This window comes from Actinomycetospora sp. NBC_00405 (assembly GCF_036044095.1).
Lineage (GTDB): Bacteria > Actinomycetota > Actinomycetes > Mycobacteriales > Pseudonocardiaceae > Actinomycetospora > Actinomycetospora callitridis.
The window spans coordinates 5,203,236-5,226,490 of the sequence record NZ_CP107938.1 but is presented as its reverse complement, the minus strand read 5'-3'; the positions used below and the strand labels follow the sequence as shown (position 1 = coordinate 5,226,490).

At 75.7% G+C, this 23,255-nt stretch carries 27 protein-coding genes; 13 read left to right on the top strand and 14 right to left on the bottom strand.

Going from position 1 to position 23,255, the window contains the following annotated elements; genetic code table 11:
- Positions 1 to 214 precede the first annotated feature (214 nt).
- The gene (locus OG774_RS25805) at positions 215 to 712 is read left to right on the top strand and encodes a L,D-transpeptidase (RefSeq protein WP_328305183.1); all 498 of its coding nucleotides are present in this window, start codon (positions 215 to 217) and stop codon (positions 710 to 712) included.
- Positions 713 to 725: 13 nt separating this feature from the next.
- Here the strand turns inward: OG774_RS25805 and OG774_RS25800 are convergent, their stop codons facing one another.
- The 3 genes from OG774_RS25800 to OG774_RS25790 form a co-directional block, all read right to left on the bottom strand.
- Positions 726 to 1,127, bottom strand: a complete 402-nt coding sequence (locus OG774_RS25800; RefSeq protein WP_328305182.1) for a 6-pyruvoyl trahydropterin synthase family protein — start codon at positions 1,125 to 1,127, stop codon at positions 726 to 728.
- 45 nt (positions 1,128 to 1,172) lie between these two features.
- Positions 1,173 to 1,400, bottom strand: coding sequence for a hypothetical protein (locus tag OG774_RS25795; RefSeq protein ID WP_328305181.1), 228 nt, complete (start codon positions 1,398 to 1,400; stop codon positions 1,173 to 1,175).
- 205 nt (positions 1,401 to 1,605) lie between these two features.
- Positions 1,606 to 1,854, bottom strand: a complete 249-nt coding sequence (locus tag OG774_RS25790) for an FmdB family zinc ribbon protein (protein ID WP_328305180.1) — start codon at positions 1,852 to 1,854, stop codon at positions 1,606 to 1,608.
- Between the two features lie 230 nt (positions 1,855 to 2,084).
- Here OG774_RS25790 and OG774_RS25785 point away from each other — a divergent pair, with 230 nt between their 5' ends.
- Genes OG774_RS25785 through OG774_RS25765 form a run of 5 tightly spaced genes read left to right on the top strand, consistent with a single transcriptional unit; the run spans position 2,085 to position 7,434 of the window.
- Entirely contained in the window at positions 2,085 to 3,119 is a 1,035-nt protein-coding gene (locus OG774_RS25785) for an Ldh family oxidoreductase (RefSeq protein WP_328305179.1), read from the top strand.
- Entirely contained in the window at positions 3,116 to 4,486 is a 1,371-nt protein-coding gene (locus OG774_RS25780) for an MFS transporter (RefSeq protein WP_328305178.1), read from the top strand. Before OG774_RS25785 ends, OG774_RS25780 begins: the two co-directional genes overlap by 4 nt.
- Positions 4,483 to 5,880 (top strand): mannitol dehydrogenase family protein, encoded by a 1,398-nt coding sequence (locus tag OG774_RS25775; protein WP_328305177.1) that lies wholly within the window; start codon positions 4,483 to 4,485, stop codon positions 5,878 to 5,880. The genes OG774_RS25780 and OG774_RS25775 overlap by 4 nt, the downstream gene beginning before the upstream one ends.
- The gene (locus OG774_RS25770) at positions 5,871 to 6,638 is read left to right on the top strand and encodes an SDR family NAD(P)-dependent oxidoreductase (RefSeq protein WP_328305176.1); all 768 of its coding nucleotides are present in this window, start codon (positions 5,871 to 5,873) and stop codon (positions 6,636 to 6,638) included. Before OG774_RS25775 ends, OG774_RS25770 begins: the two co-directional genes overlap by 10 nt.
- A gap of 40 nt (positions 6,639 to 6,678) precedes the next feature.
- Positions 6,679 to 7,434 carry an IclR family transcriptional regulator gene (locus OG774_RS25765; protein WP_328305175.1) on the top strand — a complete coding sequence of 252 codons (756 nt, stop codon included), beginning with the start codon at positions 6,679 to 6,681 and terminating at the stop codon, positions 7,432 to 7,434.
- 13 nt (positions 7,435 to 7,447) lie between these two features.
- Here OG774_RS25765 and OG774_RS25760 read toward each other — a convergent pair whose 3' ends face one another.
- The 3 genes from OG774_RS25760 to OG774_RS25750 all read right to left on the bottom strand — a co-directional run bounded on the left by OG774_RS25760 (position 7,448) and on the right by OG774_RS25750 (position 10,078).
- Positions 7,448 to 8,416: a sugar kinase gene (locus tag OG774_RS25760; protein WP_328305174.1), complete on the bottom strand. Its 969-nt coding sequence runs from the start codon at positions 8,414 to 8,416 to the stop codon at positions 7,448 to 7,450.
- The gene (locus OG774_RS25755) at positions 8,413 to 9,003 is read right to left on the bottom strand and encodes a bifunctional 4-hydroxy-2-oxoglutarate aldolase/2-dehydro-3-deoxy-phosphogluconate aldolase (RefSeq protein ID WP_328305173.1); all 591 of its coding nucleotides are present in this window, start codon (positions 9,001 to 9,003) and stop codon (positions 8,413 to 8,415) included. The genes OG774_RS25760 and OG774_RS25755 overlap by 4 nt, the downstream gene beginning before the upstream one ends.
- A gap of 109 nt (positions 9,004 to 9,112) precedes the next feature.
- On the bottom strand, positions 9,113 to 10,078 hold the full coding sequence (locus OG774_RS25750; RefSeq protein ID WP_328305172.1) for a dehydrogenase: 966 nt from the start codon (positions 10,076 to 10,078) through the stop codon (positions 9,113 to 9,115).
- A gap of 51 nt (positions 10,079 to 10,129) precedes the next feature.
- Here OG774_RS25750 and OG774_RS25745 point away from each other — a divergent pair, with 51 nt between their 5' ends.
- The gene (locus OG774_RS25745) at positions 10,130 to 12,451 is read left to right on the top strand and encodes a CDP-alcohol phosphatidyltransferase family protein (protein WP_328305171.1); all 2,322 of its coding nucleotides are present in this window, start codon (positions 10,130 to 10,132) and stop codon (positions 12,449 to 12,451) included.
- Between the two features lie 37 nt (positions 12,452 to 12,488).
- Here the strand turns inward: OG774_RS25745 and OG774_RS25740 are convergent, their stop codons facing one another.
- The 3 genes from OG774_RS25740 to OG774_RS25730 form a co-directional block, all read right to left on the bottom strand.
- The gene (locus OG774_RS25740; RefSeq protein ID WP_328305170.1) at positions 12,489 to 12,761 is read right to left on the bottom strand and encodes a hypothetical protein; all 273 of its coding nucleotides are present in this window, start codon (positions 12,759 to 12,761) and stop codon (positions 12,489 to 12,491) included.
- A gap of 31 nt (positions 12,762 to 12,792) precedes the next feature.
- On the bottom strand, positions 12,793 to 13,437 hold the full coding sequence (locus tag OG774_RS25735; protein WP_328305169.1) for a Clp protease N-terminal domain-containing protein: 645 nt from the start codon (positions 13,435 to 13,437) through the stop codon (positions 12,793 to 12,795).
- Between the two features lie 259 nt (positions 13,438 to 13,696).
- Complete coding sequence (locus tag OG774_RS25730) at positions 13,697 to 14,386, bottom strand: hypothetical protein (RefSeq protein ID WP_328305168.1); 690 nt, start codon at positions 14,384 to 14,386, stop codon at positions 13,697 to 13,699.
- 151 nt (positions 14,387 to 14,537) lie between these two features.
- Here OG774_RS25730 and OG774_RS25725 point away from each other — a divergent pair, with 151 nt between their 5' ends.
- The gene (locus OG774_RS25725; protein ID WP_328305167.1) at positions 14,538 to 14,939 is read left to right on the top strand and encodes a hypothetical protein; all 402 of its coding nucleotides are present in this window, start codon (positions 14,538 to 14,540) and stop codon (positions 14,937 to 14,939) included.
- 22 nt (positions 14,940 to 14,961) lie between these two features.
- On the opposite strand, the gene OG774_RS25720 is transcribed toward OG774_RS25725, so the two are convergent.
- A complete protein-coding gene (locus tag OG774_RS25720) occupies positions 14,962 to 15,216 on the bottom strand; it encodes a hypothetical protein (protein WP_328305166.1) in 255 nt (84 codons plus the stop codon).
- 383 nt (positions 15,217 to 15,599) lie between these two features.
- On the opposite strand from OG774_RS25720, the gene OG774_RS25715 reads away from it, so the two are divergent.
- Both OG774_RS25715 and OG774_RS25710 read left to right on the top strand, forming a co-directional pair.
- Positions 15,600 to 16,991: a class F sortase gene (locus tag OG774_RS25715; RefSeq protein ID WP_328305165.1), complete on the top strand. Its 1,392-nt coding sequence runs from the start codon at positions 15,600 to 15,602 to the stop codon at positions 16,989 to 16,991.
- Positions 16,992 to 17,011: 20 nt separating this feature from the next.
- Complete coding sequence (locus OG774_RS25710) at positions 17,012 to 17,524, top strand: mycothiol transferase (RefSeq protein WP_328305164.1); 513 nt, start codon at positions 17,012 to 17,014, stop codon at positions 17,522 to 17,524.
- On the opposite strand, the gene OG774_RS25705 is transcribed toward OG774_RS25710, so the two are convergent.
- Positions 17,521 to 17,874: a VOC family protein gene (locus tag OG774_RS25705; protein ID WP_328305163.1), complete on the bottom strand. Its 354-nt coding sequence runs from the start codon at positions 17,872 to 17,874 to the stop codon at positions 17,521 to 17,523. The genes OG774_RS25710 and OG774_RS25705 overlap by 4 nt on opposite strands.
- Positions 17,875 to 18,114: 240 nt before the next feature.
- On the opposite strand from OG774_RS25705, the gene OG774_RS25700 reads away from it, so the two are divergent.
- Positions 18,115 to 18,744, top strand: a complete 630-nt coding sequence (locus tag OG774_RS25700) for a hypothetical protein (RefSeq protein ID WP_328305162.1) — start codon at positions 18,115 to 18,117, stop codon at positions 18,742 to 18,744.
- Here the strand turns inward: OG774_RS25700 and OG774_RS25695 are convergent.
- Together OG774_RS25695 and OG774_RS25690 are read right to left on the bottom strand one after the other, a co-directional pair.
- Positions 18,687 to 19,841, bottom strand: coding sequence for a C39 family peptidase (locus OG774_RS25695; protein WP_328305161.1), 1,155 nt, complete (start codon positions 19,839 to 19,841; stop codon positions 18,687 to 18,689). The two genes, OG774_RS25700 and OG774_RS25695, sit on opposite strands and share 58 nt — an antisense overlap.
- 86 nt (positions 19,842 to 19,927) lie before the next feature.
- A complete protein-coding gene (locus OG774_RS25690) occupies positions 19,928 to 20,092 on the bottom strand; it encodes a hypothetical protein (protein ID WP_328305160.1) in 165 nt (54 codons plus the stop codon).
- 205 nt (positions 20,093 to 20,297) lie between these two features.
- Between OG774_RS25690 and OG774_RS25685 the strand changes: the two genes are divergently transcribed.
- Entirely contained in the window at positions 20,298 to 20,459 is a 162-nt protein-coding gene (locus tag OG774_RS25685) for a hypothetical protein (protein ID WP_328305159.1), read from the top strand.
- Positions 20,460 to 20,471: 12 nt separating this feature from the next.
- Here the strand turns inward: OG774_RS25685 and OG774_RS25680 are convergent, their stop codons facing one another.
- The gene (locus OG774_RS25680) at positions 20,472 to 22,508 is read right to left on the bottom strand and encodes an acyltransferase family protein (RefSeq protein WP_328305158.1); all 2,037 of its coding nucleotides are present in this window, start codon (positions 22,506 to 22,508) and stop codon (positions 20,472 to 20,474) included.
- A 139-nt stretch (positions 22,509 to 22,647) separates the two neighbouring features.
- On the opposite strand from OG774_RS25680, the gene OG774_RS25675 reads away from it, so the two are divergent.
- Positions 22,648 to 23,223, top strand: a complete 576-nt coding sequence (locus tag OG774_RS25675; protein ID WP_328305157.1) for a TetR/AcrR family transcriptional regulator — start codon at positions 22,648 to 22,650, stop codon at positions 23,221 to 23,223.
- Positions 23,224 to 23,255 lie beyond the last annotated feature (32 nt).

The following is a 23,255-nucleotide window of genomic DNA, read 5'->3' as shown; positions in this document are numbered from 1 at the left end:
GGGCCGTCGGAGCCGGGCGTGAACGCGCGCTCGTCACCTGATCGAGTGGGAGGGAAAGCGTGCCGTCGATGCGTCGACCGCCGGGCTGCGGGTTACCCGGGAGGTGACCGACGCCGTGGGCTCCCCCATGCCGATCGCCCGGGACACCGCCGTGAGACGGTCCCCGCCGATCCACCACGGCCGACCGTCGACCCCGACGACTTGGAGTCCCCCGATGGCCCGGCACCGCCGGACGTCCGACCGTGCCCGCACCGCGCGAGCGGTCCTCGCACCGATCGGACTGGCCGCCGTCAGCGCCGTAGGGGCCTCGCCCCTCGCGCTCGCCGCTCCCGCCCCGACCGCCGTGGGTCAGGGCGACGCCGTCCCCTGCACCGACACCGCCGACGTCTGCGTCGACCTCAGCGAGCGCAAGGCGTGGCTCGCCGACGACGGCGTCGCCACCGGCGACGCCATGGCGATCACGTCCGGCTCGCCCGAGGACCCGACGCCCACCGGGACGACGACGGTGCAGCGCAAGGAGCGCCACCACGTCAGCCAGGAGAACCAGGACGCGCCGATGCCGTACTCGCTCTTCTTCGACGACGAGGGCCGGGCGTTCCACAGCGGCGACACGGCCGGCACGTCGCACGGGTGCATCCACCTCGAGGTCGAGGACGCCCGCGCGGTGTTCGCGGCCCTCGACATCGGTGACGAGGTGCAGATCCGGCGCTGAGTCGCCGGCGCGCTCAGGAGAGCGTCAGCTCGTAGCCGGCCGACGCCACGTGCGACTCGTGCAGGGTCACGGTGATGCCCGCGAGGCTCCGGCCGCCGTCGCCCAGGCTCCCGTCGCCCGCGCGGGCGGCGAGACGCTCGGCGATGACCTTCGCGAGGTACTCGGTGGTCGTGTTGACGCCCGCGAAGTCGGGGTGCTCGTCGAGGTTGCGGTAGGTCAGGTCGGCGAGGGCGGTGTGCAGCTCCTCGGTGGCCCGACCGATGTCGACGACGATGTTGTCGGCGTCGAGCTCGGCCCGCCGGAACGTCGCGTCGACGACGAACGTCGCGCCGTGCAGCGCCTGCGCCGGTCCGAACACCGCCCCGGTGAAGCTGTGGGCGATCATGATGTGGTCGCGGACGGTGACGGCGAACATGCGGACTCCTCGTCGACGGGTACGCGCCCCATCAGATCAGCCCGCTCAGATCAGCGCGGCGACCACCGCGACGACCAGGCCCACGGCGAGCACGGTGAGGAAGAGCCAGAGGTCGCCGAGCAGGCGCCCGCGCCAGGAGGCGTCGGGCGACGACGGCGCGGCGACCGGCAGGGAGCGGACCTCGGGCACCGGAGCGTCCGGGATGCGGGAGACCACGCGCACCGGCCGGGGGACGCGGCCCGTGGCGGGCGCCGACGAGGTGGTCACGGACATGACGGTCTCCCGAGGACGGAACGACGGAGGGTGACGGTGGACGGTGAGGACACCGCCGCCCTGCCTGGTGCTCACCGACACAGAGAACCGGGCCACGTGACTGTAGGCAACGTCGGTGTCGTCAAGCGGACCGGGGTTGGGCCGAACCGGTGACGGCACTCGACGCACGGTCGCCGACGCGTCACTCGCGCCGCACCGGGGACGACTAGCTGCAGCAACCCCCGCCGCAGCAGCCGCCACCGCCACCGGCACCGCCGGGGGGCGAGGCCATGGCCCGCGGCGTCCCGGTCGGCTGGGCCGTCCGCGCCTTGCCGCCGAGACCGACGGTGTTCAGCAGCTTCACCGTGTCGTCGTGACCGGTGGGGCAGGGCGCCGGGTCGCTCGCCGCGCTCATCGGCCGGTCGACCTCGAACGTCGACGCGCAGGTTCGGCAGCGGAACTCGTAGCGCGGCATGGTGCGCAGCCTACGAACGGGGAGTTCGCGCGCATAGAAGCAGCGAACAGCGCGTTCGCTGCGACCTCGCTGCCGCCTCGCTGCCGCCTCGCAGCGACCTCGCTGCGACCTCGCTGCGACCTCGCTGCCACCGGGACCCGTGCCCGCCGACTCTTCCCCTCGTCCGAATCCTGGCCTTACGCTGCACGTGAGACGGAACGCTGTTCCATGAGACGAAACGTGGAGGTGCCGTGGACGAGGTGGTCCGCGTCGACGCGGCGGAGCTCGAACGACTCGCCCTCCGGGTGCTCGAGGGCCTCGGGACACCCGCCGACCTCGCGCTGGTCGTCGCCGGATCGCTCGTGGGCGCCGACCTCGCCGGCCACGGCTCCCACGGCGTCCGCCGGCTCGAGCCCTACGCCGCCTTCGTCCGCAGCGGCCAGATCGTCCCCGGCGCCAGGGCGAGCGTGGAGACCGCGGACGGCGCCACCGCCGTCGTCGACGGGCACTACGGCTTCGGCCAGCCCGCCGCCCGGCGCGCGGTCGACGTCGCCGCGGAGCGCGCCGCCGAGCACGGCACGGCGATCGTCGCGATCCGGCGGTGCAACCACGTGGGCCGGCTCGGGGAGTACGTCGAAGACCTCGCGCGGCGCGGCCTGGTCGCCTCGGCCTTCTGCCACGCCGACGCCACCGTCGCCCCGTACGGCGGGCGGGGGCGCCGGCTGGGCACCAACCCGCTGGCCTGGGCGGCCCCGGCCGGCGACGGCGCCCCGCCGCTCGTGCTCGACTGGGCCACCTCGGCGTCGGCCGAGGGCAAGCTCGCCGTGGCCCGCGCGCGGGGTGACCAGGTCGCCCCCGACGTGCTGGTCGACGCCGCAGGGGCCCCGAGCACCGACCCGCAGGACTTCTACGACGGCGGCGCACTCCTGCCGTTCGGCGGGCACAAGGGCTACGCGCTCAGCCTCATGATCGACGTGGTCGGCGGGCTGCTGACCGGCGCCGGGACGGCCTCGCAGCCCGGCTACGACGGCACCAACGGCACGGTGCTCGTCGCCCACGACGTCACGCGCTTCACCCCCCTCGCCCGGTTCACCGAGCAGGTCGAGGCCCTGCGCGAGGAGCTGCACGCGACACCGCCGGCGCCCGGGTCGGACGGCGTCCTGCTCCCCGGCGAGCCCGAGGAGGCGGCCCGGCGCCACCACCTGGCCCACGGCGTCGACGTGCCCGCCGGCACCTGGGCGGCGCTGAACGATCTCGTCCCGCACACCGCAGGAGAGCAGCGATGACCACGTCCCAGCCCGAATCCCAGCCCGAGTCCCACCCCGACACCACGCCCGACGATCCGCAGGTCGCCACCCGGGGCCCCGCGCTGCGCCGGGTCGTGTTCGGCGCCCTCGTCGGCACCGCGCTCGAGTGGTACGACTTCTTCATCTACGGCACGGCCGCCGCGCTGGTGTTCAACGTGCTGTTCTTCCCCCAGAGCGACCCCGTGGTGGGCACCCTGACGGCGTTCGCGACGTTCGGCGTCGGCTTCGTCTTCCGCCCGCTCGGCGGGATCGTCTTCGGGCACATCGGCGACCGGATCGGCCGGCGCGAGACCCTCATCCTCACCACCCTGATCATGGGCGTGTCCACCGGCGTGATCGGCCTGCTGCCCACCTACGAGACGATCGGGGCCGCCGCGCCGGTCCTGCTCGTGCTGCTGCGGATCCTCCAGGGCCTCGGCGCGGGCGCCGAGTTCGGCGGCGCGTCCACGCTGCTCGCCGAGCACGCCCCGCCCGAGCGCCGCGGCTACTACACCTCGTACGCCCAGACCGGCGTGCAGGTCGGCCTCGTGCTGGGCACCGTGTCGTTCCTGCTGGTCGCGCTGCTGCCGCAGGAGGATCTGCTGTCGTGGGGCTGGCGGGTGCCGTTCCTGCTGAGCTTCCTGCTCATCGCCGTCTCGCTCTACGTGCGCCTGCGGGTCGAGGAGTCGCCGACGTTCCGCGCGATGCTCGCGCGCCGGCAGGTGGTCCGCATGCCCGTGCTCGAGGCGCTGCGCGACTACCCGCGCAACATGCTCATCGGCATCGGGGCGCACATCGCCGACACCGCCGCGGTCTACCTCTTCGCGACGTTCACCGTCTCCTACGCCACCACGCGGCTGGACATCCCCCGCTCGACGGTGCTGACCGGCGTGATCGTTTTCGGACTCGTGGTGATCGTGCTGCAGCCCGTGTGCGGCGCCCTGTCCGACCGGATCGGGCGCAAACCGCTCAACGTCTTCTCCGTGGTGTTCCTGGCGGCGTTCATCTATCCGTTCTTCCTGCTCCTGGAGACCCGCGAGCCGCTCCTGGTGGTGCTCGCCCTGGTCGTGGCCACCGCCTTCGGGGTGGCGCCGATGATCGCCGTGCAGCCCGCGTTCTACAGCGAGCTCTTCGGCGCCCGGGTGCGCTACAGCGGCTTCGCCACGTCCCGCGAGGTCGGCGCCGCGCTCGCCGGGTTCACCCCGCTGGTGGCGACGGCCCTGCTCACCCCGGAGGGCGGCGCCGGGTGGGTCGCGGTGTTCATGGTGGTGCTCTGCGCGATCTCGCTGGTGGCGTTCCTGGCCGCACCGGAGGGCAAGGACCGTGCCATGGGCGATCCCGGGCCGGCCGCGGCCCGGGAGAGGTGAGCGACGACGGGGTGCGCCCGGCCCGCGTCCGCATGCTCCACCTGGGCGCCGGGGCGTTCTTCCGGGCGCACACCGCGGTGTTCACCGAGGACGCGCACGCGGGCGACCCCGCCGGCGAGCGGTGGGGTGTCGCGGCGGTCGCGCACTCCTCGCCCGCCGTGGTCCGCGCGCTGCGGGCCCGGGACGGGCGCTACGGGGTGCTCGAACTGGGCGGCGGGACCGCGCGGGGCCGGATCGTCGGCGCGGTCCGCGAGGCCCACGTGGCCGCCGAGGAACCGGCGGCGGTGCGGGCGCGGCTCGCCGACCCCGAGGTCACGGTGGTGACCGTGACCGTCACCGAGGCGGGGTACCACCACGACCCCGTCACGCGGCGCCTGCGCGCGCACGACCCGGACCTGCAGGCGGACCTGGCGGGCGACCCGCACCGCACCGTGGTCGGCCTCCTCGTCGCCGGTCTCGGCGACCGGGCCGCCGCGGGGGCGCCGGGACTGTCGGTGCTCGTGTGCGACAACGTCGACGACGGCGGGCCGCTGCTCGCCGGGCTCGTCGCGGAGTTCTGCGCCCGCACCGGACGCGGGGCGCTCGCGGACTGGGTCGCCGAGCACGTCCGCTTCCCCACGACCGTCGTCGACCGCATCGTGCCGTCGCCGGACGAGCGGGCCCGGGCGCTGGTGCGCGAGCACCTCGGGTGGGCCGACGAGGCGTCCGTGGTCAGCGAGACCCACCGGCAGTGGGTGATCACCGACGACCTCGCGGCGCCCCGGCCGGCATGGGAGCGGGCCGGCGCGCTGCTCGTGCCCGACGCCGGGCCGTGGGCCCGGGCCAAGCTGAGGCTGGTCAACGCCCCGCACACCGCGCTCGCCCTGCTCGGCGGGCTGCGGGGCCACACCACGGTGGCCGGGGCGATGGCCGACGCCGGGCTCGCCGCCGCCGTCACCGCCCTGCTGGACGAGGAGCTCGTCCCCACCGTGCCCGCCGTACCGCGCCTGGACCCGGACGCGACCGCCCGGAGCTCGCTCGCCCGCTTCGCCGACCCGGCCCTCGCCCATCCGCTGGCCCAGATCGCCGCCGACACCTCACTCAAGATCGGTCCGCGGCTCCTGGCCCCGGCCCTCGAACTGCGCCGGGCGGGCCGTGCGCCGGTGGGCATCGCCGCCGTGCTGGGCGCCTGGGTGTACGCGCTCCGGCACGCGGCCGCCCTCCCCCGCGACCCGCACGCGCCGCGTCTGGTGGCGGCCGCCGCCACCGACGACCCGGTGCGTGCGGTCCTCGGCCTCGACGACCTCGTCCCGGCCGAGCTCGGCCACGACCGCGAGTTCCTCGCGCTCGTCACCGAGGCCCACGACCGGCTCGTCACCGACGGCACCCCGCGAGAGGACACGTCATGGACCTGACCGGCACGGTCGCCGTCGTCACCGGCGGCGGCACGGGCATCGGGGCGGCGATCGCCGAGGCGCTCGCGCGGGCCGGGGCGGCCGCCGTGGTCGTGGGGTACACGCGCTCGGTCGACGACGCCCGCGCCACCGTCGCCCGGCTGCGGGAGCTCGGTGCCGACGGCTCGGAGGCCCTCGCGCTCGACGTCGCCGACGACGCGGCCGTCCGCGCCGCGGCCGAGCACGTGCTGGCCGCCCACGGCCGGGTCGACGTGCTGGTCAACAACGCCGGGACCACCGTGCCGGTCCTCTTCGACGACCTCGAGGGCGCCACCGACGACATCTGGCACGACGTGCTCGATGTGAACCTGGTGGGCGCGTTCCGCTGCGCCCGGGCGCTCGGGCCCGCCCTGCGCGACGCCGGCGGCGCCGTGGTCAACATCGCCTCGGTCTCGGCCTACCGGGCGGGCGGCTCCTCGATCGTCTACGGCGTCAGCAAGGCGGCGCTGCTCCAGCTCACGCGCGGGCTGGCGCGCGCGCTCGCCCCCGGGGTCCGCGTCAACGCGGTCTCGCCGGGCACCGTGGCGACGCGGTGGCAGACGGGCCTGCACGGCGAGGAGCGCTTCGCCGAGCTCGCCGCCGCCGAGCGCGCCCAGGCGCCGCTGGCACGGACCGTCGGGCCCGAGCACGTCGCCCAGGCCGTCGTCGGCCTCCTGCACATGGACCTCGTCACCGGGGAGGACGTCGTCGTCGACGCCGGCCGGTGGCTGACGTCCTGACCGCCTCCGCCACCCCGCCGCCGCGACCTAGGCTGGCCCCGTGCCCCGACCGTCCGGCAGCAACGCGGTGGAGAAGACGCTCGCCGTCCTCGACGCCCTCGGCGAGCACGAGCGCATCGCCGACATCTCCGACGCGACCGGGATCCACAAGTCGACGGTGCACCGCATCCTGCAGGACTTCACCCGCCTGGGCTTCGCGCGCGTGACCGACCAGGGCACCTACCAGGGCGGGTCCCGGATCCTGGGCCTGGCCGGGCGGGTGCTCGCGCGCAGCGACGCCGCCGAACGCGCCCGCCCCGAGCTCGTCGCGCTGCAGCGCGGGACCGGCGCCACCGTGCACCTGGCCCTGCTCGACGGGCACGAGGCGGTCTACGTGGCCAAGGTCGAGAGCGCCAAGCCCTACCGGATGGCCTCGCGGGTCGGGATGGCGATGCCGCTGCACTGCACGGCGATCGGCAAGGCCGTCCTCGCCGGGATGACCGACGCCGACGCGGCGGCCCTCCTGGCCCGCGCCGACCTCCCCGCCCGCACGCCGAACACGATCACCGACCCCACGGCGCTGATCGCGCACCTCGCCGACATCCGGGCCCGCGGCTGGTCGGTCGACGACGAGGAGAACGAGGCCGGGGTCCGTTGCGTCGGCGCCACGGTCTTCGACCACACCGACCGCGCTATCGGCGCGGTGAGCGTGTCGCAGCTGATCACCGATCCGGAGAGCCTCGCGGCCGACGAGGTCGGTCCGCGGGCGGCGGCCACGGCGCGCGCCGTGTCGGAACTGCTCGGCGCCCCGCGCTGAGCGACGGACCGGCTCAGGAGGCGCGCGGGCCGGCCGCCAGTGCCGCCCGCGTCTCGCCCAGCGTCGGCACCCGACCGGTGCCGCCCGCGCCCGCCAGCGACAGCGCGGCGGCCGCCGTGCCCAGCCGTGCCGCCTCGAGGAGTGGGTCACCTGCGGCCAGGCGCGCCGCGAGCGTGCCGGCCAGCGCGTCGCCCGCCCCGGTCTGGTCGACCACCAGCGGCACCGGGACCGCGTCGAGCCACGTGGGCGCGCCGCCGTCCGCGGCGGCCACCAGGACGCCGTCCTCGCCCCGGGTCACCACCACCGCCCCGGCGCCGAGGCCGAGCACGTGCGCGGCCACCGCGGCCGGGTCGTCGTCCCCGACGAGCGCCACCGCGTCCCCCGGGCACGACGGCGTGACGACGCTGCAGGACGGGGCGATCCGCTCGAGGACCGCCCGCGCCCGCGGCGCCGACGTCAGGCGCGGGCGGAAGTTCGGGTCGTAGACGACGCGCCCGCCGGCCTCGGCCACGGTGCGCGCGGCGTGCAGCACCGTCTCCTCGGCGCTCGCGGAGAGGGCCGCCGTGATGCCGCTGACCAGCAGCACCCGGGTCCGCTCGAGGGCGGCGGCGTCGAGGTCGTCGGGGACCAGGCCCGACGCGGCGCTGCCCTGGCGCAGGTAGACGAACTCCGCCGCGCCGCCCGGGTCGTGCGCCGAGACGTAGGCCCCGGTCGGGGCGTCGTCGACCACCCGCGCCAGCGGGGTCACGCCGAGCTCGGCGATGCGGGCCACGAGACGCGCGGAGAGGGCGTCGGCGCCCACCCGGGTCAGCAGGGCCGTGTCCGCGCCGGCCGCGGCCGCCGCGGCAGCGGCGTTGAGCGCGTCCCCCGAGAAGGACAGCGAGAAGCCCGACGCGGTCTCCAGCGGCTCGCCGGACGTGAGCTCCAGCAACGGCTCGCCGACGACGAGGACGTCGTGTCCCTGCTCGGCGTCACTGCTCACCGGGCGCCCCCGACCAGGTCGCCCAGCCGCTCGGCGGTACCGGCGGGATCGGCCACGAGCGCGCGGAGCAGGTCGCTCCCGACCCCGACGGCGTGGGCGCCGGCGTCGAGCCACGCGGGGACCGCGTCGAGCCCGATCCCCCCGGTGGGCAGCACCCGGGCGCCGGGCAGGACGGGCAGCAGCGCCCGGAGGTAGCCCGGCCCGACGGGCGCGGCCGGGAAGAGCTTGGCCGGCCCGTGCGCCGCGGCGGCGGCCAGCTCGCCGGGGGTGAACCCGCCCTCGACCAGCGGCACGCCCAGCTCGTCGGCGGCGGCGCGGACCGCGGGGGCCGGCCACGGGGAGACCAGGAAGTCGACCTCGAGGTCGTGGGCCCGTCGCACGTCGTCGGCGTCGCGCACCGTCCCGAGCCCCAGGCAGAGCTGCGGGTGCGCGAGCCGCACGCCGGCCAGGGCCTCGGCCCACCCGGGGGTCGATCGGGTCAGCTCGATCGCGGGCAGCCCGGCGCCGACGAGCGCGTCGACCTGCGCCCGGGCGCTCGCGGCCGAGTCCGACCGCAGCACCGGCAGCACCCGGGCACGCCCGAGCACGCCGATCCACTCGTCCCGCGTCCCGTGAGACGAAACGGCGTGTTGACTCACAGGACGAGGGTAGGTGGGCGGTCGCGGGGTTGTCGAGATCGCGCCCCAGTAGGAGACCTCAGTAGGAGACCCGCACCCCCAGGCCCCGGCGCTCGCCGGCCGCCAGGGCCGCGAGGACGTCGGGCAGCTCGTCGAACGCGCAGGTGTCGGTGATCAAGGCGTCGAAGCGGGCGTCGGCGAGCAGCCGCAGGGCGAGCGCGAGGCGATCCCCCAGGCTCCACCGGGGACGGCGGGCCGGGGCGACCTTCCCCACCTGGCTGGCGCGGATCGTCAGGCGCCGCGAGTGGAAGGCCTCGCCCAGCGGCACGCGGGGCGCCCGCTCGCCGTACCAGGACATCTCGATCACCTCGCCCTCGTCGCCGAGGAGCTCCAGGGACCGCGCGAGCCCGGCCTCGGTGGCGCTGGCGTGCAGCACGAGGTCGCACTCCCCCGCCGCGGCGTCCGGGGTCGCGAACCCGACGCCCAGCGCGTCGGCCACCGCGCGCCGGGATCCGTCGACGTCGACGAGCTCGACGCGCGCCCCCGGGAACCTGGCGAGCACCCCCGCCACCGACGCCCCGACCATCCCGGCACCGACGACGGCGATGCGGTCGCCCACCCGCGGCGCGGCGTCCCAGAGGGCGTTGACCGCCGTCTCGACGGTGCCGGCGAGCACCGCGCGCCCGGGCGGGACGCCGTCCGGCACCTCGACCACCATCGACGCCGGCACGACGAAGCGCTCCTGGTGGGGGTGCAGGCAGAACACGGTGCGCCCGGCGCCCGGGCCCTGCTCGACGACGCCCACCGCGAGGTAGCCGTAGATCACCGGACCCGGGAAGTCGCCGGCCTGGAAGGGGGCGCGCATGCGCTCGTACTGGCTCGACGGCACCTCGCCGCGGAACACCAGCGTCTCGGTGCCGCGGCTCACGGCGGAGGCCAGGGTACGGACGAGGACGTCGTCGGGACCCGGATCGGGCAGCGGGACCTCGACGATGCTCCCCCGCCCGGGTGATTCGACCCGGAACGCCCGTGTCGTGCCGGTCATCGACGACCCTCCTCACCCCGCGACGATCACGGGGCCGCCATGCTGGCACGCGTGCAGAGCGAGCACGGCCCGTCCGCGATCCTGACCGTCGAGCTCGTCGGCGGTGCGCTGGCGAGTGCCGGTCTGCTCGGGGTGCTCGCCGAGGGGCTCGGGCTCGGCCCCTTCGGCCTCGTCGTCGGGGCCGCGGCGGCCGCGGCGCTCCTCGCGGCGCTCGTGGGCGCCGGCGTGCCGGCCCTGGGCCCGGCGGGACGGGTGACGCTGGCCCGCGGGGTGCTCGTCGTGGGCGTGACCGCGCTCGTCGCCGACCCGGTGTCGACGCCCGCACTCGTCGTGCTCGCGAGCGTGGCGCTGCTGCTCGACGGGGTCGACGGCCAGGTCGCGCGGCGCCGCAACGTGGCCTCGGAGTTCGGCGCACGCTTCGACATGGAGCTCGACGCGTTCCTGCTTCTCGTGCTGTCGTGGCACGTCGCGGGCCAGCTCGGGTCGTGGGTGCTGCTGATCGGGCTCGCGCGCTACCTGTTCGTCGCCGCGGGCGTCGTGCTCCCCTGGCTGGGCGGGGAGCTCGAGACGAAGTTCTCCGGCAAGGTCGTGGCGGCGGCGCAGGGCATCGTGCTGGTCGTCGCGGCCTCGGAGCTGCTGCCGCTCGTGGCCGCGCAGGTCCTCGTCGGGGTCGCCCTCCTGGCGCTGCTGTGGTCGTTCGGCCGCGACGTCGTCCGGCTCTGGCGCAGCGCCGACACCCACCCCGTCCGCGTCCGCCGCGGCCTCGCCGCGGTGGTGACGGCGCTGGCCGCGCTGCTGGTGCTCGTCGCGCTCCTCACCCCTGGGGACATCGCGCGCCTCGTGCCGCAGTCCGGCCTCCGCATCCCGTTCGAGGTCCTCGTCGCGCTCGTCGTGGCGGTCCTCCTGCCGCGCTGGGCACGGCTCGTGGCCGCGTGGATCGCCGGCGTCGTGCTCGGCCTGATGCTGGTGCTGACGCTGTTCGACCTCGGCTTCTCCGTCGCGATCGCGCGCCCGTTCGACCCGGCGCGCGACGCGGTGCTGCTCGGCAACGCCTACGACTTCGTCGCCGAGACGTCCGGGCCCGTCGTCGGCGTCGTCGTGGCGGTGCTCGCGACGCTGCTCGGGGTCGCGCTGCTGGTCGGCACGGGCGGCGCGGTGGCCCGGCTCGCGCGGATCGCCGCCGACCACCGGTCCGGCGCGCTGCGGCTCGCCGGGGTGCTCGCGGTGGCCTGGATGGTGGCCTGGACGCTCTCGGCGCAGCTCCTGCCCGGCGTGCCCGTGGCGTCGCGCGACGTCTCCATCCGCGCCGTCGACCGGGCCGTCGCGATCGGGGACGGCGTGCGCGACCAGCAGGCGTTCGAGCGCGAGGCCTCGGTTGACGCCTACCGCGACGTGCCCGGCGACCGCCTGCTCACCGCGCTGCGCGGGCGCGACGTCGTGATCGTCGCGGTCGAGAGCTACGGCCTGTCCGCCCTCGACGACCCCGAGATGGCGGGCCCCGTCCGGGCGGTGGTCGCCGACGGCGAGCGACGCCTCGGCGCCGTCGGGTACGGCGCGCGCACGGGCGTGCTGACCTCCCCCGTCGCCGGCGGGGGCAGCTGGCTCGCGCACGCCACGCTGCTCTCGGGGCTGTGGATCGACGGGGAGCAGCGCCACACCGACCTGACGTCGTCGAGCCGCCTCACGCTCTCGCGCGCCTTCCACGAGGCCGGCTGGCGCACCGTCGCCGTCCAGCCCGGCACCACGGGCCCCTGGCCGGAGGCGGCGTTCTTCGGCCTCGACCGCGCCTACACCCACGACGACCTCGGCTACCGGGGGCCGCGCTTCAGCTGGTCGCCGATGCCCGACCAGTACCTGTTCTCCGCGTTCGACCGCCTCGAGCGCGGCCCCGGGGCGCCCCCGACGATGGCCGAGCTCGTCCTGACCTCGAGCCACGGCCCGTGGGCGCCGCTGCCGCGCACCGTGCCGTGGGACGCGGTCGGCGACGGCAGCGTGTTCGGCCCCGAGGAGCCGCAGCAGTCGTTCCAGTCGATCGTCACGACGAACTCGGCCGAGGTCCGCGACGACTACCGGCGGTCGATCGAGTACACGCTCTCGACGCTCTACGACTGGGCCGAGCGTCAGGCCGTCCAGCGTCCCGACCGCGCGCCCGTGCTCGTCGTCCTCGGCGACCACCAGCCCTCGCCCGTGGTGACCGGGCCGACGGCGAACCGGGACGTCCCGATCTCGATCGTCAGCCGCGACCCGGCCGTGCTCGCCGCCGTGGACGACTGGGGCTGGTCGGACGGGCTCACCCCGGACCCGGGCGCTCCCGCGTGGCGGATGGACACCTTCCGCGACCGCTTCCTCGACGCGTACGGGCCTCGTCCCTGACGCCCGCCCGATCGAGTTCGGCCCGGTGGAGGTCGGTTCAGTGGAGGTCGCCGACCTCGAAGCGCCCCGACGCGTAGCTGATCACGGTGCCCTTCTCGACGTGCGAGAGGAGATGGGCGAGCGCGTCGCGCCCCTTCGCGGCGGCGTCGACGTCGTCCAGGTGGCCGGTGACGTCGATGTTGTCGTGGCGTTCGGTCTCGACGGCCACCATGAGCCCGCCGTTGGGGTGCGGCGTCGTCTTGACCGCGACGACCTCCGACGCGCGGTAGAGGTCCCCGTCCTCGGCACGGATCCAGCTGGGCTTCGCCATGCCCGGATCGTGCCTGCCCGCGACGAGATCGTCACGCCTCTGCGGGCCGCCGCCAGGCCGACGACAGCAGCTCGCTCGGGTCGCGGGGCATCGGGCGGGGCGCGGGCTCGGGGCGCTCGGCCAGGCCGGCGAGCGCGCCGGTGAGCTCGTCGGTGTCGACGCCGAGCGCGGCGAGCATCTCCGCCGCCTGGCCCCACGGCCGCGCGAGCAGCGCCGTGAGCAGGCCCGCGGCGCTGACGACGCCGTCGCTCGCCCCGGCCGCGAGGACCTCGGCGACCGCAGGCCCCGCCACCGGCACGCCGTCGCCGCCCCCGTCCACGGGCTCGGACAGCGAGGCCGACGCGACCAGCGCCATCGCCGCGCCCACCGTCGACGCGGTCACCCCGGCCTCCGCGAGGAGCCCGCGCTCCGGGCCCTCGGCGCGCACCAGGGCGAGCAGCAGGTGCCCGGTGCCGAACGCGCCGTGGCCAAGGTCCGCGGCCTCCGCCCAGGCCAGCGCGACGATGCGCTCGGCGTCCCCGGCGACGGTCGGCGCCGGCAGGTCGTCACGGCCGCCCGCGTCGTGCTCGGTGTCGGTGCTCGTCGCATCCATCGGGCGGTCGAACGAGACGTCGAGACCCCGGAGGGCGTCGAGGGCCTCGGCCAGCGCGTCGTGGATGGGCGTGGAGATCCCCATGACCCGAGGTCTCTAGCGCGTCCCGGCGCCCGGCGCGAATCTCCCCGGCGCCGTCCGCGCACGTCCGGGTCCCGGTCCGCACCGGTGGTCACGCCGGCGGGCCACGCCCGCGATCACCCCGTGATCCCCGTGACGGACGTGGGGGACACCGGTCACGCGCCGTGCCGTCGGTGTCCGCGCCACGGGGGGCCACCGCCCGTCCGGCGGAATCGGCGACGACACGCCGCGCCGACGGAGATGCTTCGCTTTCCGAAGCATCTCAGTCGCCGGTCTCGACCGCCTCGTGCACGGCGTGGTCGTAGTAGCGCAGGACGCCGCGCGCGCCGTGGGCGGCGAAGCCCGCGGTGGGGTCGGCCGGCTCGTCGGGGACGCCGGCCAGGAGGTCGCGCAGGTGCCGGTCGACGAGACGGTCGAACGCCTGCCAGCGGGCGACGGCGGTGGCGACGTCGACGGCAGCGTCGGTGGCAGCGCCGGTGGCAGCGTCGGCGGGCTCGCCCCGGAACGACCGCTCCGCCTCGGCGACGGCGTCCGCGAGCGCCGCGCGCGCGGTCTCGTCGACGCCCTCGAGGTCGTCGGCGGCGTCGAGCACCAGGCGCGCGGCCCAGAGGACGTCGTCGACGTGGTAGCCGAGGAAACGCCGGCGCCGGGAGACATCGCCCAGGCCCGGCCAGCGCTTGCGTGCCGCCTGACGGGTGCGTCCGGTGACGGCGGCGAGGTCGGCCAGGCTGGCGCCGAGCCACACCGCGGCCTCCGCCCGTCCCTCGACCACGTCGGCCGCAGCCGCCCGCACCGCGGCCTCCACCGTCAGCGCCGACCGCAGTTCGGCGACGGCCCGGTGACGCGAGGCTCGCTCGCCCTCACGGTCGTCGGGCTTGCCGCCCGGGTCGGCGACCTCCACCTGTCCGGCCGCCTCCACGACGGCCCGCTCCAATGACAACTCCAGGTTCACAAGCTCGAGGATGCCACGACTGTCAACCCGCGGTTCACAGCAGAACCATGATCACGAGAAGTGCCCGTAGGCGGCAGGTCCGCACCGCGCTAGCCTGAGCGAGTGAGATCGGTGGGGCGCCATCTCACGCTGAGCAATGGTGGGGGAGACGATGGCGAGCACGATCACCGCCGAACGGCGGCCGACGGCGGAGCGCGGACGCGCCGAGCGGACGTCCGAGCTCCTGGCCGGGCTCGCGGCGCTGCCCTCCCTGCAGGAGATGACGCCGCCGGAGGCCCGGGCCGCGCAGGTGCTCGGCAAGCCCTGGGACACCGCCGAGATCGTGGAGCTCGCCATCGCGTGGGTAGGCACGGGGCTCGACGTCCCGACGCTCACCGACCTCGCCGGCCGTGACTGGGACGACCCCGTGCTGCCGACGCTCTTCGACATCGTGCTCGACGACCTCGGCGCGGGGCGGCCGGCGTGGAGCACCGCCCGGCGCCGGGTCGCCGCCTACCTCGCGCGGCGCGCCGCGGCCCACGCCCGCGTCCCCGCGCCCCGCCGCACGACCTGACGCCGCCTCACCGCTCGCCACGTCACCGCTCGACACCTGACCACTGGCGCGCCTCACCCACGAAGCCGGTGCGCGGCCCCTCGTCGTGCACGCGCGTCATCACGACGGCGTCGGTGCGCAGGGTGGTGCCGTCGCCGAGGTCGAGCGTCGGGTGGGACTCGCGGGCGTCGAGGTGGGCGACGATGCGCGCACGCAGCGCGGCCGCCTCGTCGTCGTCGAGACCGGTCACGGTGTGCTCGTGACCGCTGCGCAGGGCCACGTACAGGCTGGAGCTCATGGCTCCAGCGTGATCCCCGCGGGCCCTGCTCGGGGTGGTGTTCGCCCAGAGCAGGACGGGCTCTCGGAACCCGGCACCCCTCGTCCCGGGTAGTCCTCCGTTCGGGGTACTGCCCCACTAGGGTGACCGCGTGCCGTGGGGTGAGCGGTCGGACACGCTCCGCGCCCGCCGGCGGCGCCGTCCCGCTCCCTGATCGTCGCGCTCCCCGTTCGTCCCCCGCCGTCCCCCGCCGCCGAGGAGCTCCCCGTGACCGGAGCGCAGGACCAGGCCGACGCCCGCCGAGCGAATCCCCACCGGCCGACGCCCCACCGACCGACGTGGCCGCGTCTCCCGGGCGGCGCCCACCCTGGCGCCGGCCCCTGGTCTGGGTCACGCTCGCTGCGGTGCTGGTCGCCGTGGTGGCCGCGACCGTGACCCTCGGCGTCACGTCCGCCACGGCCGACAGCTCGACGGGCATGCTGCGCGTCGCGCACCTGTCACCGGCGACGCCCGCGGTCGACATGTACGTCACCGGCCCGGACCGGCCCGAGACGCTCGTCGCCCCCGGCGTGGCCTACCGGGGGACCTCGCCGTACCTCACCGAGCCCGCGGGGACGTACACGCTCACGGCCCGCCCGGCCGGCGCGAGCCCCACGAGCCCGCCGGCGGTGCGGGTGTCCGTCGACGTGCCCGCCGGCACCGCCCAGACCGCGGCGTTCGTCGACTCGGCGACGTCGGGCAGCCCGGAGCTGCAGGTGCTCGACGACCAGACCGCCCCGGCCGCGGCCGGATCGACGCAGGTCCGCGTCGTGCAGGGCGCGAACGGTGTCGGCGCGCTGGACATCGACCTCACCGGCGGCCCGCCGCTCGGGCGCGACCTCTTCTACGGTTCGACCACCCCGTACGCCACGGTGCCCGCGCGGACGTGGGAGGTCGACGGCCGGTCCCGCCTGGGGTCCACGAGCACGACGACGGTGCCGCTGTCCGACGGCGGCGTGACGACGCTGTTCGTGGGACGCGAACCCGACGGCCAGCTGATCGTCGAGGCCGTGCCGGACGCCGCGACCGTCGCCGGCGTGCCCGGCCCCGGCACCGAGCCGACGTCGGAGACGCCCACTGGGCCGGCGACACCGACGCCCCGCCCGACCCCCGACCCCGAGACCCCGCTGCCGCCGCGCGTCCCCCCGGTGCCCCACGGCGGCACCGGGGCCGGCCTCGGCGGCCTGGCCGCCCCGACCGGGCTCGGCACGATCAGCTCCGTCGGTGCCTGGTTCGAGAGCTGGTTCTCCGAGGAGCCCGACGTCCCGCCCGCGCCCCGGATGCCGCTGGCCGCGGCGCTCGCGGCCCCCGAGGGCCTGCGTCCCACCGGGATGCAGATCCCGTCGGTGGGGCTGGCGGCGCTGACGATCGCCGACCTGCGGATCGACTACCGCGGCGCCCTGCAGGTGCCGACCGACTTCGGCCAGGTCGGCTGGTACACCTCGAGCGCGGTGCCCGGCGACCCCGGACCCGCCGTGTTCGCGGGTCACGTCGACACCCGGCGCGGGCCGGCCGTCTTCGCCCAGCTCGACCGCGTGCGGCCTGGCGACATGATCGAGGTGCCGCGCTCGGACGGCGAGACCGCGCGGTTCTGGGTCGACGCCGTGGAGTACTACCCGAAGGACACGCTGCCCTCGGACCGGATCTACGGTCCGTCGACGTCGCCACAGCTGCGGCTGCTCACGTGTGGCGGCCCGTTCGACGAGGACACCCTGTCCTACCGGGACAACGTCGTCGTGTTCGCCTCGGTGCGCTGAGGCGGGAGGAGAGAGACATCGTGGATGCCATCGACGTGCTGGTCGACGCCTTCGAACGCGCCCGTGGAGACGCCACCCGGGCGGTCGACGGGCTGAGCGCCGACGACCTGGGCTGGCGGCCCGACGACGAGTCCAACCCGATCGCCTGGCTGGTGTGGCACCTGACCCGGGTGCAGGACGACCACGTCGCCGAGCTCGCCGGCACCGAGCAGGTCTGGACCGCCGACGGCTGGGCGCGTCGCTTCGACCTGCCCCTCGACGACGCCTCGATCGGCTACGGCCACACCAGCGAGCAGGTCGCGTCCGTCCGGGTCGACGACCCCGCCCTGATCACCGGGTACCTCGACGCCGTGCACGAGCGCACCGTCGCCTACCTGCGGACCCTGCGCGGCGAGGACCTCGACGAGGTCATCGACGACCGCTGGGACCCGCCCGTCACCCGCGGGGTGCGGCTGGTGAGCGTCGTCGACGACGACATCCAGCACGCCGGCCAGGCCGCCTACCTCGCGGGGCTCGCGCGCCGGCGGGCCTAACGCGGACAGAGGCAGAACGGGTGGCCGACGGGGTCGAGTAGCACCCGCCACCGCTCGCCCGGCTGGTCGTCGGGCAGCGACGCCCCGAGCTCGCGGGACCGGTCGATGGCGGCGTCGAGGTCGTCCACCGCGAGGTCGAGGTGGTAGCGCTTGGTGCCCTCGGGGTCCGGCCACGGCGGCGCGACCCAGCCCGCCACGCGGCCGAAGCCGATCGGCGCGCCCTCGCCCGAGATCATCGCGTACTCGTCCTCGGCGTGGACGACGTCCCAGCCGAGGAGGGCGCCGTAGAACGTGGCCTGCGCCCGCGGGTCGGGACCGTCGAGGTTGATCATGGCGAGTGTCGTGGACATGCTGCGGACGCTAGGACCCGTTCCTGACAGGGTGCGACATGTTCCCCCCGACCAGCCGCTGGGCGTCCCGGGTGACCACGTTCACCCCATCCGGTGGACCCGCCCGATCCGGGCGCTCGAGGGCTAACGGTTCCGGCACACGCTTCGACAACCGGGCACACAGCGTCCGACCGGCCGCTGGAGCGCTAGGCCGTTCGGGGGTCGATCATGGGGCAGCACCACCGGCGGGAGGACACCCTCGTGACGCCGGCAGCGGTCCCGGGCCCCGTCCCGGCGCCCGCCCACCGCTTCGTGCCGCAGGACGCCCCGCCCGCCGGGCTCGGCTACCCCGCGCCGACGGCCTACCGCCCGCACCCGGTCACCGGCGTGCCCACCCCGCCCCACGGCGCGGTGGCCGCCCACCCCGTCCGCGCCGTCCGCGCCGTCCGCACGGCGCCGCGCGCCGCTCGCCCCGGGACCCGCGCCCCGCTGGCCGTCGCCGTCGCGGGCGCCGGGATCGCGCTGATCGGGATCGGCTCGCAGCTCCCGTCGCTCGTCGACGCCGTGGCCACGACGACCGCGAGCGCACCGAGCCCCGCGAGCGCCCCCGTCTCCCCGACCGTCGCCCACCAGTGCGCCACGATCGTCGCCGACGCCCTGGACGACACCGTCACCTCGCTCGGGCAGACGCCGAGCGACGGGTGGGCCGGGGTCGTCGGGGTCCGCGGGGACGCGCTCGCCGCGACCTACGGCGCCACCTCGCCCGAGCACGACGCCTTCGTCGCCGGCTCGGACGACATCCTCGGCTGGCTGCGCGACGGCTCGACCGAGGACTACGGCACGGTCACCACCCGCGTCGCCCAGACCGTCGCCACGACCTGCGGCTCCTGACCCGTGAGCGAAGTTCCCGGCTTTAGCCGGGAACTTCGCTCACGTGGGTGGCGGCGGCGGACGATGCCGGCGGTGGCGAGCAGGGCGGACACCGAGGCGGTCGCCACCGCGACGTCGCGCAGCACGATCGGCAGGAACACCACGCCGGTCGAGCCCACCGAGAGCAGGCCGCGGCCGATCGCCGGCTTCGAGGCGTCCGTCGGTGGAGTACCGGACGCCGCGGCCGGGTGGCCCTCGGGGGGGAGCTGGTGCTCCGGGGCGTTGTCGGCGGGCGCGGTCCGCGGCGGGGCGGTGTCGGTCACGAGCATCTCGTGGCCCGAGTCCGACCAGGCGTCCTCGAACGTCTCCCGCGGCACCACCGAGATCGCGCCGCTCGGGTCGCCGGGGTCGGCGAGGTACACGTTCTCGTCGTCGATCCCCGTCACCACGACGGCGTGGTTCGCGTCGGAGCCACCGTCGGACGGGTCGTCCTCCGCCCCGTACCAGACCTCGTCGGAGTCGACGTAGGCGATGATGTCGCGGTCCCGGTCGAGCAGGAGCTCCAGGTCCTTCAGGCTCCCGTGCGTGGTGGTCGCGGGGATGCCGTAGCTCTCGAGCAGCGCCTCGCCGTCCGACGACGTCATGCCCGACGCGTCGTCCGGGGCTCCGTCGCCGTCGGTGTCGGTGGTGGTGAGCCAGCCGTGCACGACCGCGCGGGCCACGACCTCGCCCTCGCCGACGTTGGTGCCCTGCCACTCGCCCACGACCTGCGCGACCGCCGCCGGCACGCAGTAGCCGTTGACCGACTGCGCGTACCAGTACGACGAGGCCTGCTCGGGGTCGCCGTGCATGCCGTGCTCGTCGCGGGCCGCCGACGCGTCCGCGGGCAGGGCCCCGTCCCGGAAGTTGTCCTCGTGGCGGTACCAGTCGATCGACCAGCCGCCGTCGGTGAGCGGGTGGACCTCGCCGTCGGTGACCAGCCCGTCGCCGTCCGCGTCGGTCCACGCGAGGTCGAGCACGCCGTCGCCGTCGGTGTCCGCCGCGGTGACGTCGACCAGCCCGTCGCCGTCGAGGTCGGTGAAGAAGGTCGCGGGCTCGTCGGCAGGCACGTCGTCCACGGCCGCGTGTCCCGCGTCGAAGTCCACGCCGCTCCGACGTCGCCGGGCGGGCGGAATGTTCCTGCCCGGCTCCGGCTCGGCGGGCCTCAGGCCTGCGTGATGAGCGCGTCGGTGCGGATCGCCGAGATGTGCCGGTCGCGGGCGGTGCGACGGGCACGGTCCGACGCCTGGTTCTGCGCGACGCTGACGCCCAGCAGGGCACCGGTCACGAAGATCACGCCGATGACGACCACGGCCACGATGACGAACATCCTTCTCTCTCCTTCTCCCGAGCGCCGGGAACGCCCCGGCACTCACGGATCCAGACGGCTGTCCCCCCGTGGTGGTTGGCGGCCGGCGCCCGTCGGCAAGGTCACGGGCGTCGTCTCCCGCGCCGGACGCAACCTCCGCGCCGTCACGCGCCCGTGACACGCGAGCGGGCGTCGCGGGGGTGGGACGGGGGTACGCACCCCGGTGATGAGCAGCGACCCGAAGGTCCCCACCGAGAAGAAGCCCGACGAGAAGAACCCCGACACGGCGCCCGACGCCGACCCCGAGGAGGTCGAGCCGGCCTTCGACATCGACCTCGAGCCCGACGAGCAGGGCCTGGCCGGCTCGGGCGAAGAGCCGAGTGGCTGACCCACCCGCCGGCTACCAGCCCAGGAGGCCGGGCAGCCGCTGGCTCACGGCCGTCGAGAGCGTGCGGCTGTAGGAGGCCGTGAGGTGGTTGTCGTCGAGGTAGACGAGCACGTTGCCGATCTCGGGCGGGCAGGTCGTCGGGGTGCAGATCTCGTCGCTGAGGTCGAGGAACCCGACGTTGTCCGGCACGCCGTCGAGGAGCGCGTACGGCGGATCCGCGGCCAGGAGCTCGCCGCGGGGGATCTCGCAGTCGGGGGCACCGCGCCCCAGCGCCTCGAGGCACTCCGCGGGGCGGTGGTCGAAGCGCGGGTTGTCGCGCACCGCGACGACGGGGACGCTGACGGCGTCGAGGCGCTGCCAGGCGGCCACGAAGCCCTCCGGGGTCTGCTCGGTGAGCCCTTGGCGGACGTCGCGTGACGCGCTGACGACCACCGCGTCCGGCGGCGCGACGGCGAGGTGCTCGATCGCGGCCTCGTTCCACTCGATGCACGAGGCGTCGCCCGGGTCGGTCTCCGACGCGGTCGAGAACGGGCAGCGCGCGCGGACGAGCGTGCGCACCTCCCAGTGCTGCTCCCGCGCCAGCGACTCGAGGGCCGGGAGGATCTGCTGCATGTGGGAGTCGCCGACGAGGGTGACCCGGCGCTGCGGCTCGCCCTCGGCGCGGACCGGCACGCACTCCTCGAGCACGGGGTGGTCGGCCACCGGGGCGCACCCGTCCCGGTAGTCCGCCCAGTCGTCCTGCAGCCGCGCCAGCGACGGCTCCACCGGCGCGGCGGGGTCGCCGTCGACGACGTGGTCGGCCGACAGCGCCCCGGGGTCCAGGGCCAGGGCGCCCGGGTGGGAGGGGTCGCCGAGGGCGACGGGCGCGCCCGCACCGGCCGCCGCGACGGCGGACCACACGCCGAGCGCGACCAGCGCCGGGACCAGGCAGGCCGCCACGAGCGCCGGCGCCCGCACCCGGCCCAGCCGCGCGAGCGACACCCCGCGCAGCGGCTCCTCGAGGAGGTGGTGGGTGGCGATCGCGAGGGCCACCGACACCGCGACGACCACCAGGCCACCGACCGCCCCCGCGCTCGGGAGCCCGGCGAGCACCAGGAACACCACGAGCACCGGCCAGTGCCACAGGTAGAGCGGAAAGCTGATCTTTCCCAGGTACTGGGCGGCGCGCGTGGAGAGCAGCCGGTCGGCACCCCCGGCGCGGCCCGCCACGATGATCGCAACCGCGGACAGCACCGGCCACAGCGCGAGGTAGCCGGGGAAGGCGGCGCCGACGTCGAGGACCGCGCCGCACGTCACCAGGCCCGCGACGCCGACCCAGCCGAGCACGACGCGGGCGGTCCTCCCCAGCCGCACCCGGTCGATCACGAGGGCGAGGACGCCGCCGAGGGCGAACTCCCAGATGCGCGTGCGGGCGTCGAAGTAGGCGAAGGCCTGGTCGGACGACGTGGCGATCACCGAGTGCACGAACGACGCGAGCGCGACCGCGGCGAGGGCCGCGAGCAGCGCGGCGCGCACGTCGGCGCCGCGGAACCGGGCCCACCGCGCCACGGCGAGCACCAGCAGCGGGGCCAGCAGGTAGAACTGCGCCTGGATCGACAGCGACCAGAAGTGCTGGGCGACGCTCGCGGCGCCGTTGTCGGCGTAGTAGTCGACCGAGTCCAGCGCCAGACGCCAGTTCTCGACGAAGAACGCCGAGGCCAGCAGCTCGTGCAGGTTGCGCGACCACGTCGAGGCCGGCAGCAGCACGGCCGCGACCACCGTGCTGACAGCGAGGACCAGCCCGGCGGTGGGGACGAGCCGCCAGAAAAGCCGGGTCCAGGTGGTGGCCGGCGCGACCCGCTCGCCCCGGATCGCGCCGCGCGCGGTCATCCCGAGGATGAAGAAGCCCGAGAGCAGGAAGAAGACGTCGACGCCGCCGGAGACGCGCCCGATCCAGACGTGGTAGACGACGACGAGGACGGCGGCGAGACCCCGCAGTCCCTCGATCTCGGGACGGCGCGCGCTGCGGGTCGTGCCCGGCGCGCGATCGACGGTCTCGAGACCCGCCACTCCTGGTCCCCCTCGTCCGCACCCCGTCACACCCTGCGGCAGCCCGCTCGCTGCCGGTGACCAGCTTCCCGCACGGCCCGTGAGGTGCGGATGCCGGGCCGGGGCACGTGCTCTACTGGGCGCGATGGACACCGCGGCGATGCCCAGACGCACCCGCAAGCGTCACGAGCGCCACGACCGCGTCTTCGAGTCCGCGGTGGCGCTGATCGTCGAGAAGGGCTTCGACGAGACCTCGATGAACGACGTCGCCGCCCGCTCCGGCCTCTCGCGGACCACGGTGTTCAACCACTTCCCCCGCAAGATGGCGTTCCTCGACGAGTGGGCCCTGCGGCGGCGCGAGCGCGCGGCCTCGTCGTTCGCGCACGATCCCGCGGCCCCGCTGCCGCTGCGCGAGGTCCTCGGTCGCTACCTCGCGGCCCTGGCCGACCTCAACGTCGAGACCCGGCGCGAGACGGTCGCCCTCATGCCCCCGCGACTGCGTCACACCGACTGGCTGGTGACCCATCCCCTCGTGCGCGACCTCGCCGAGTTCGTCATCGACTCCGGCGTCGTGCTGCGCCCCCACGCCGGCCCGGACCAGGTCGGCCGGATGCTGGCGCTCGGCTACTTCTCGGCCGTGATCCGCTGGATCGACGTCGAGCCCGCGCCGTTCGACCTCGCCACCGAGCTCTCCGACCTGCTCGAGACCGTGCTCGCGGGCGCCCTCGCCGAGTGATCGCCTCGCCGGATGATCAACGAGGCGCCACA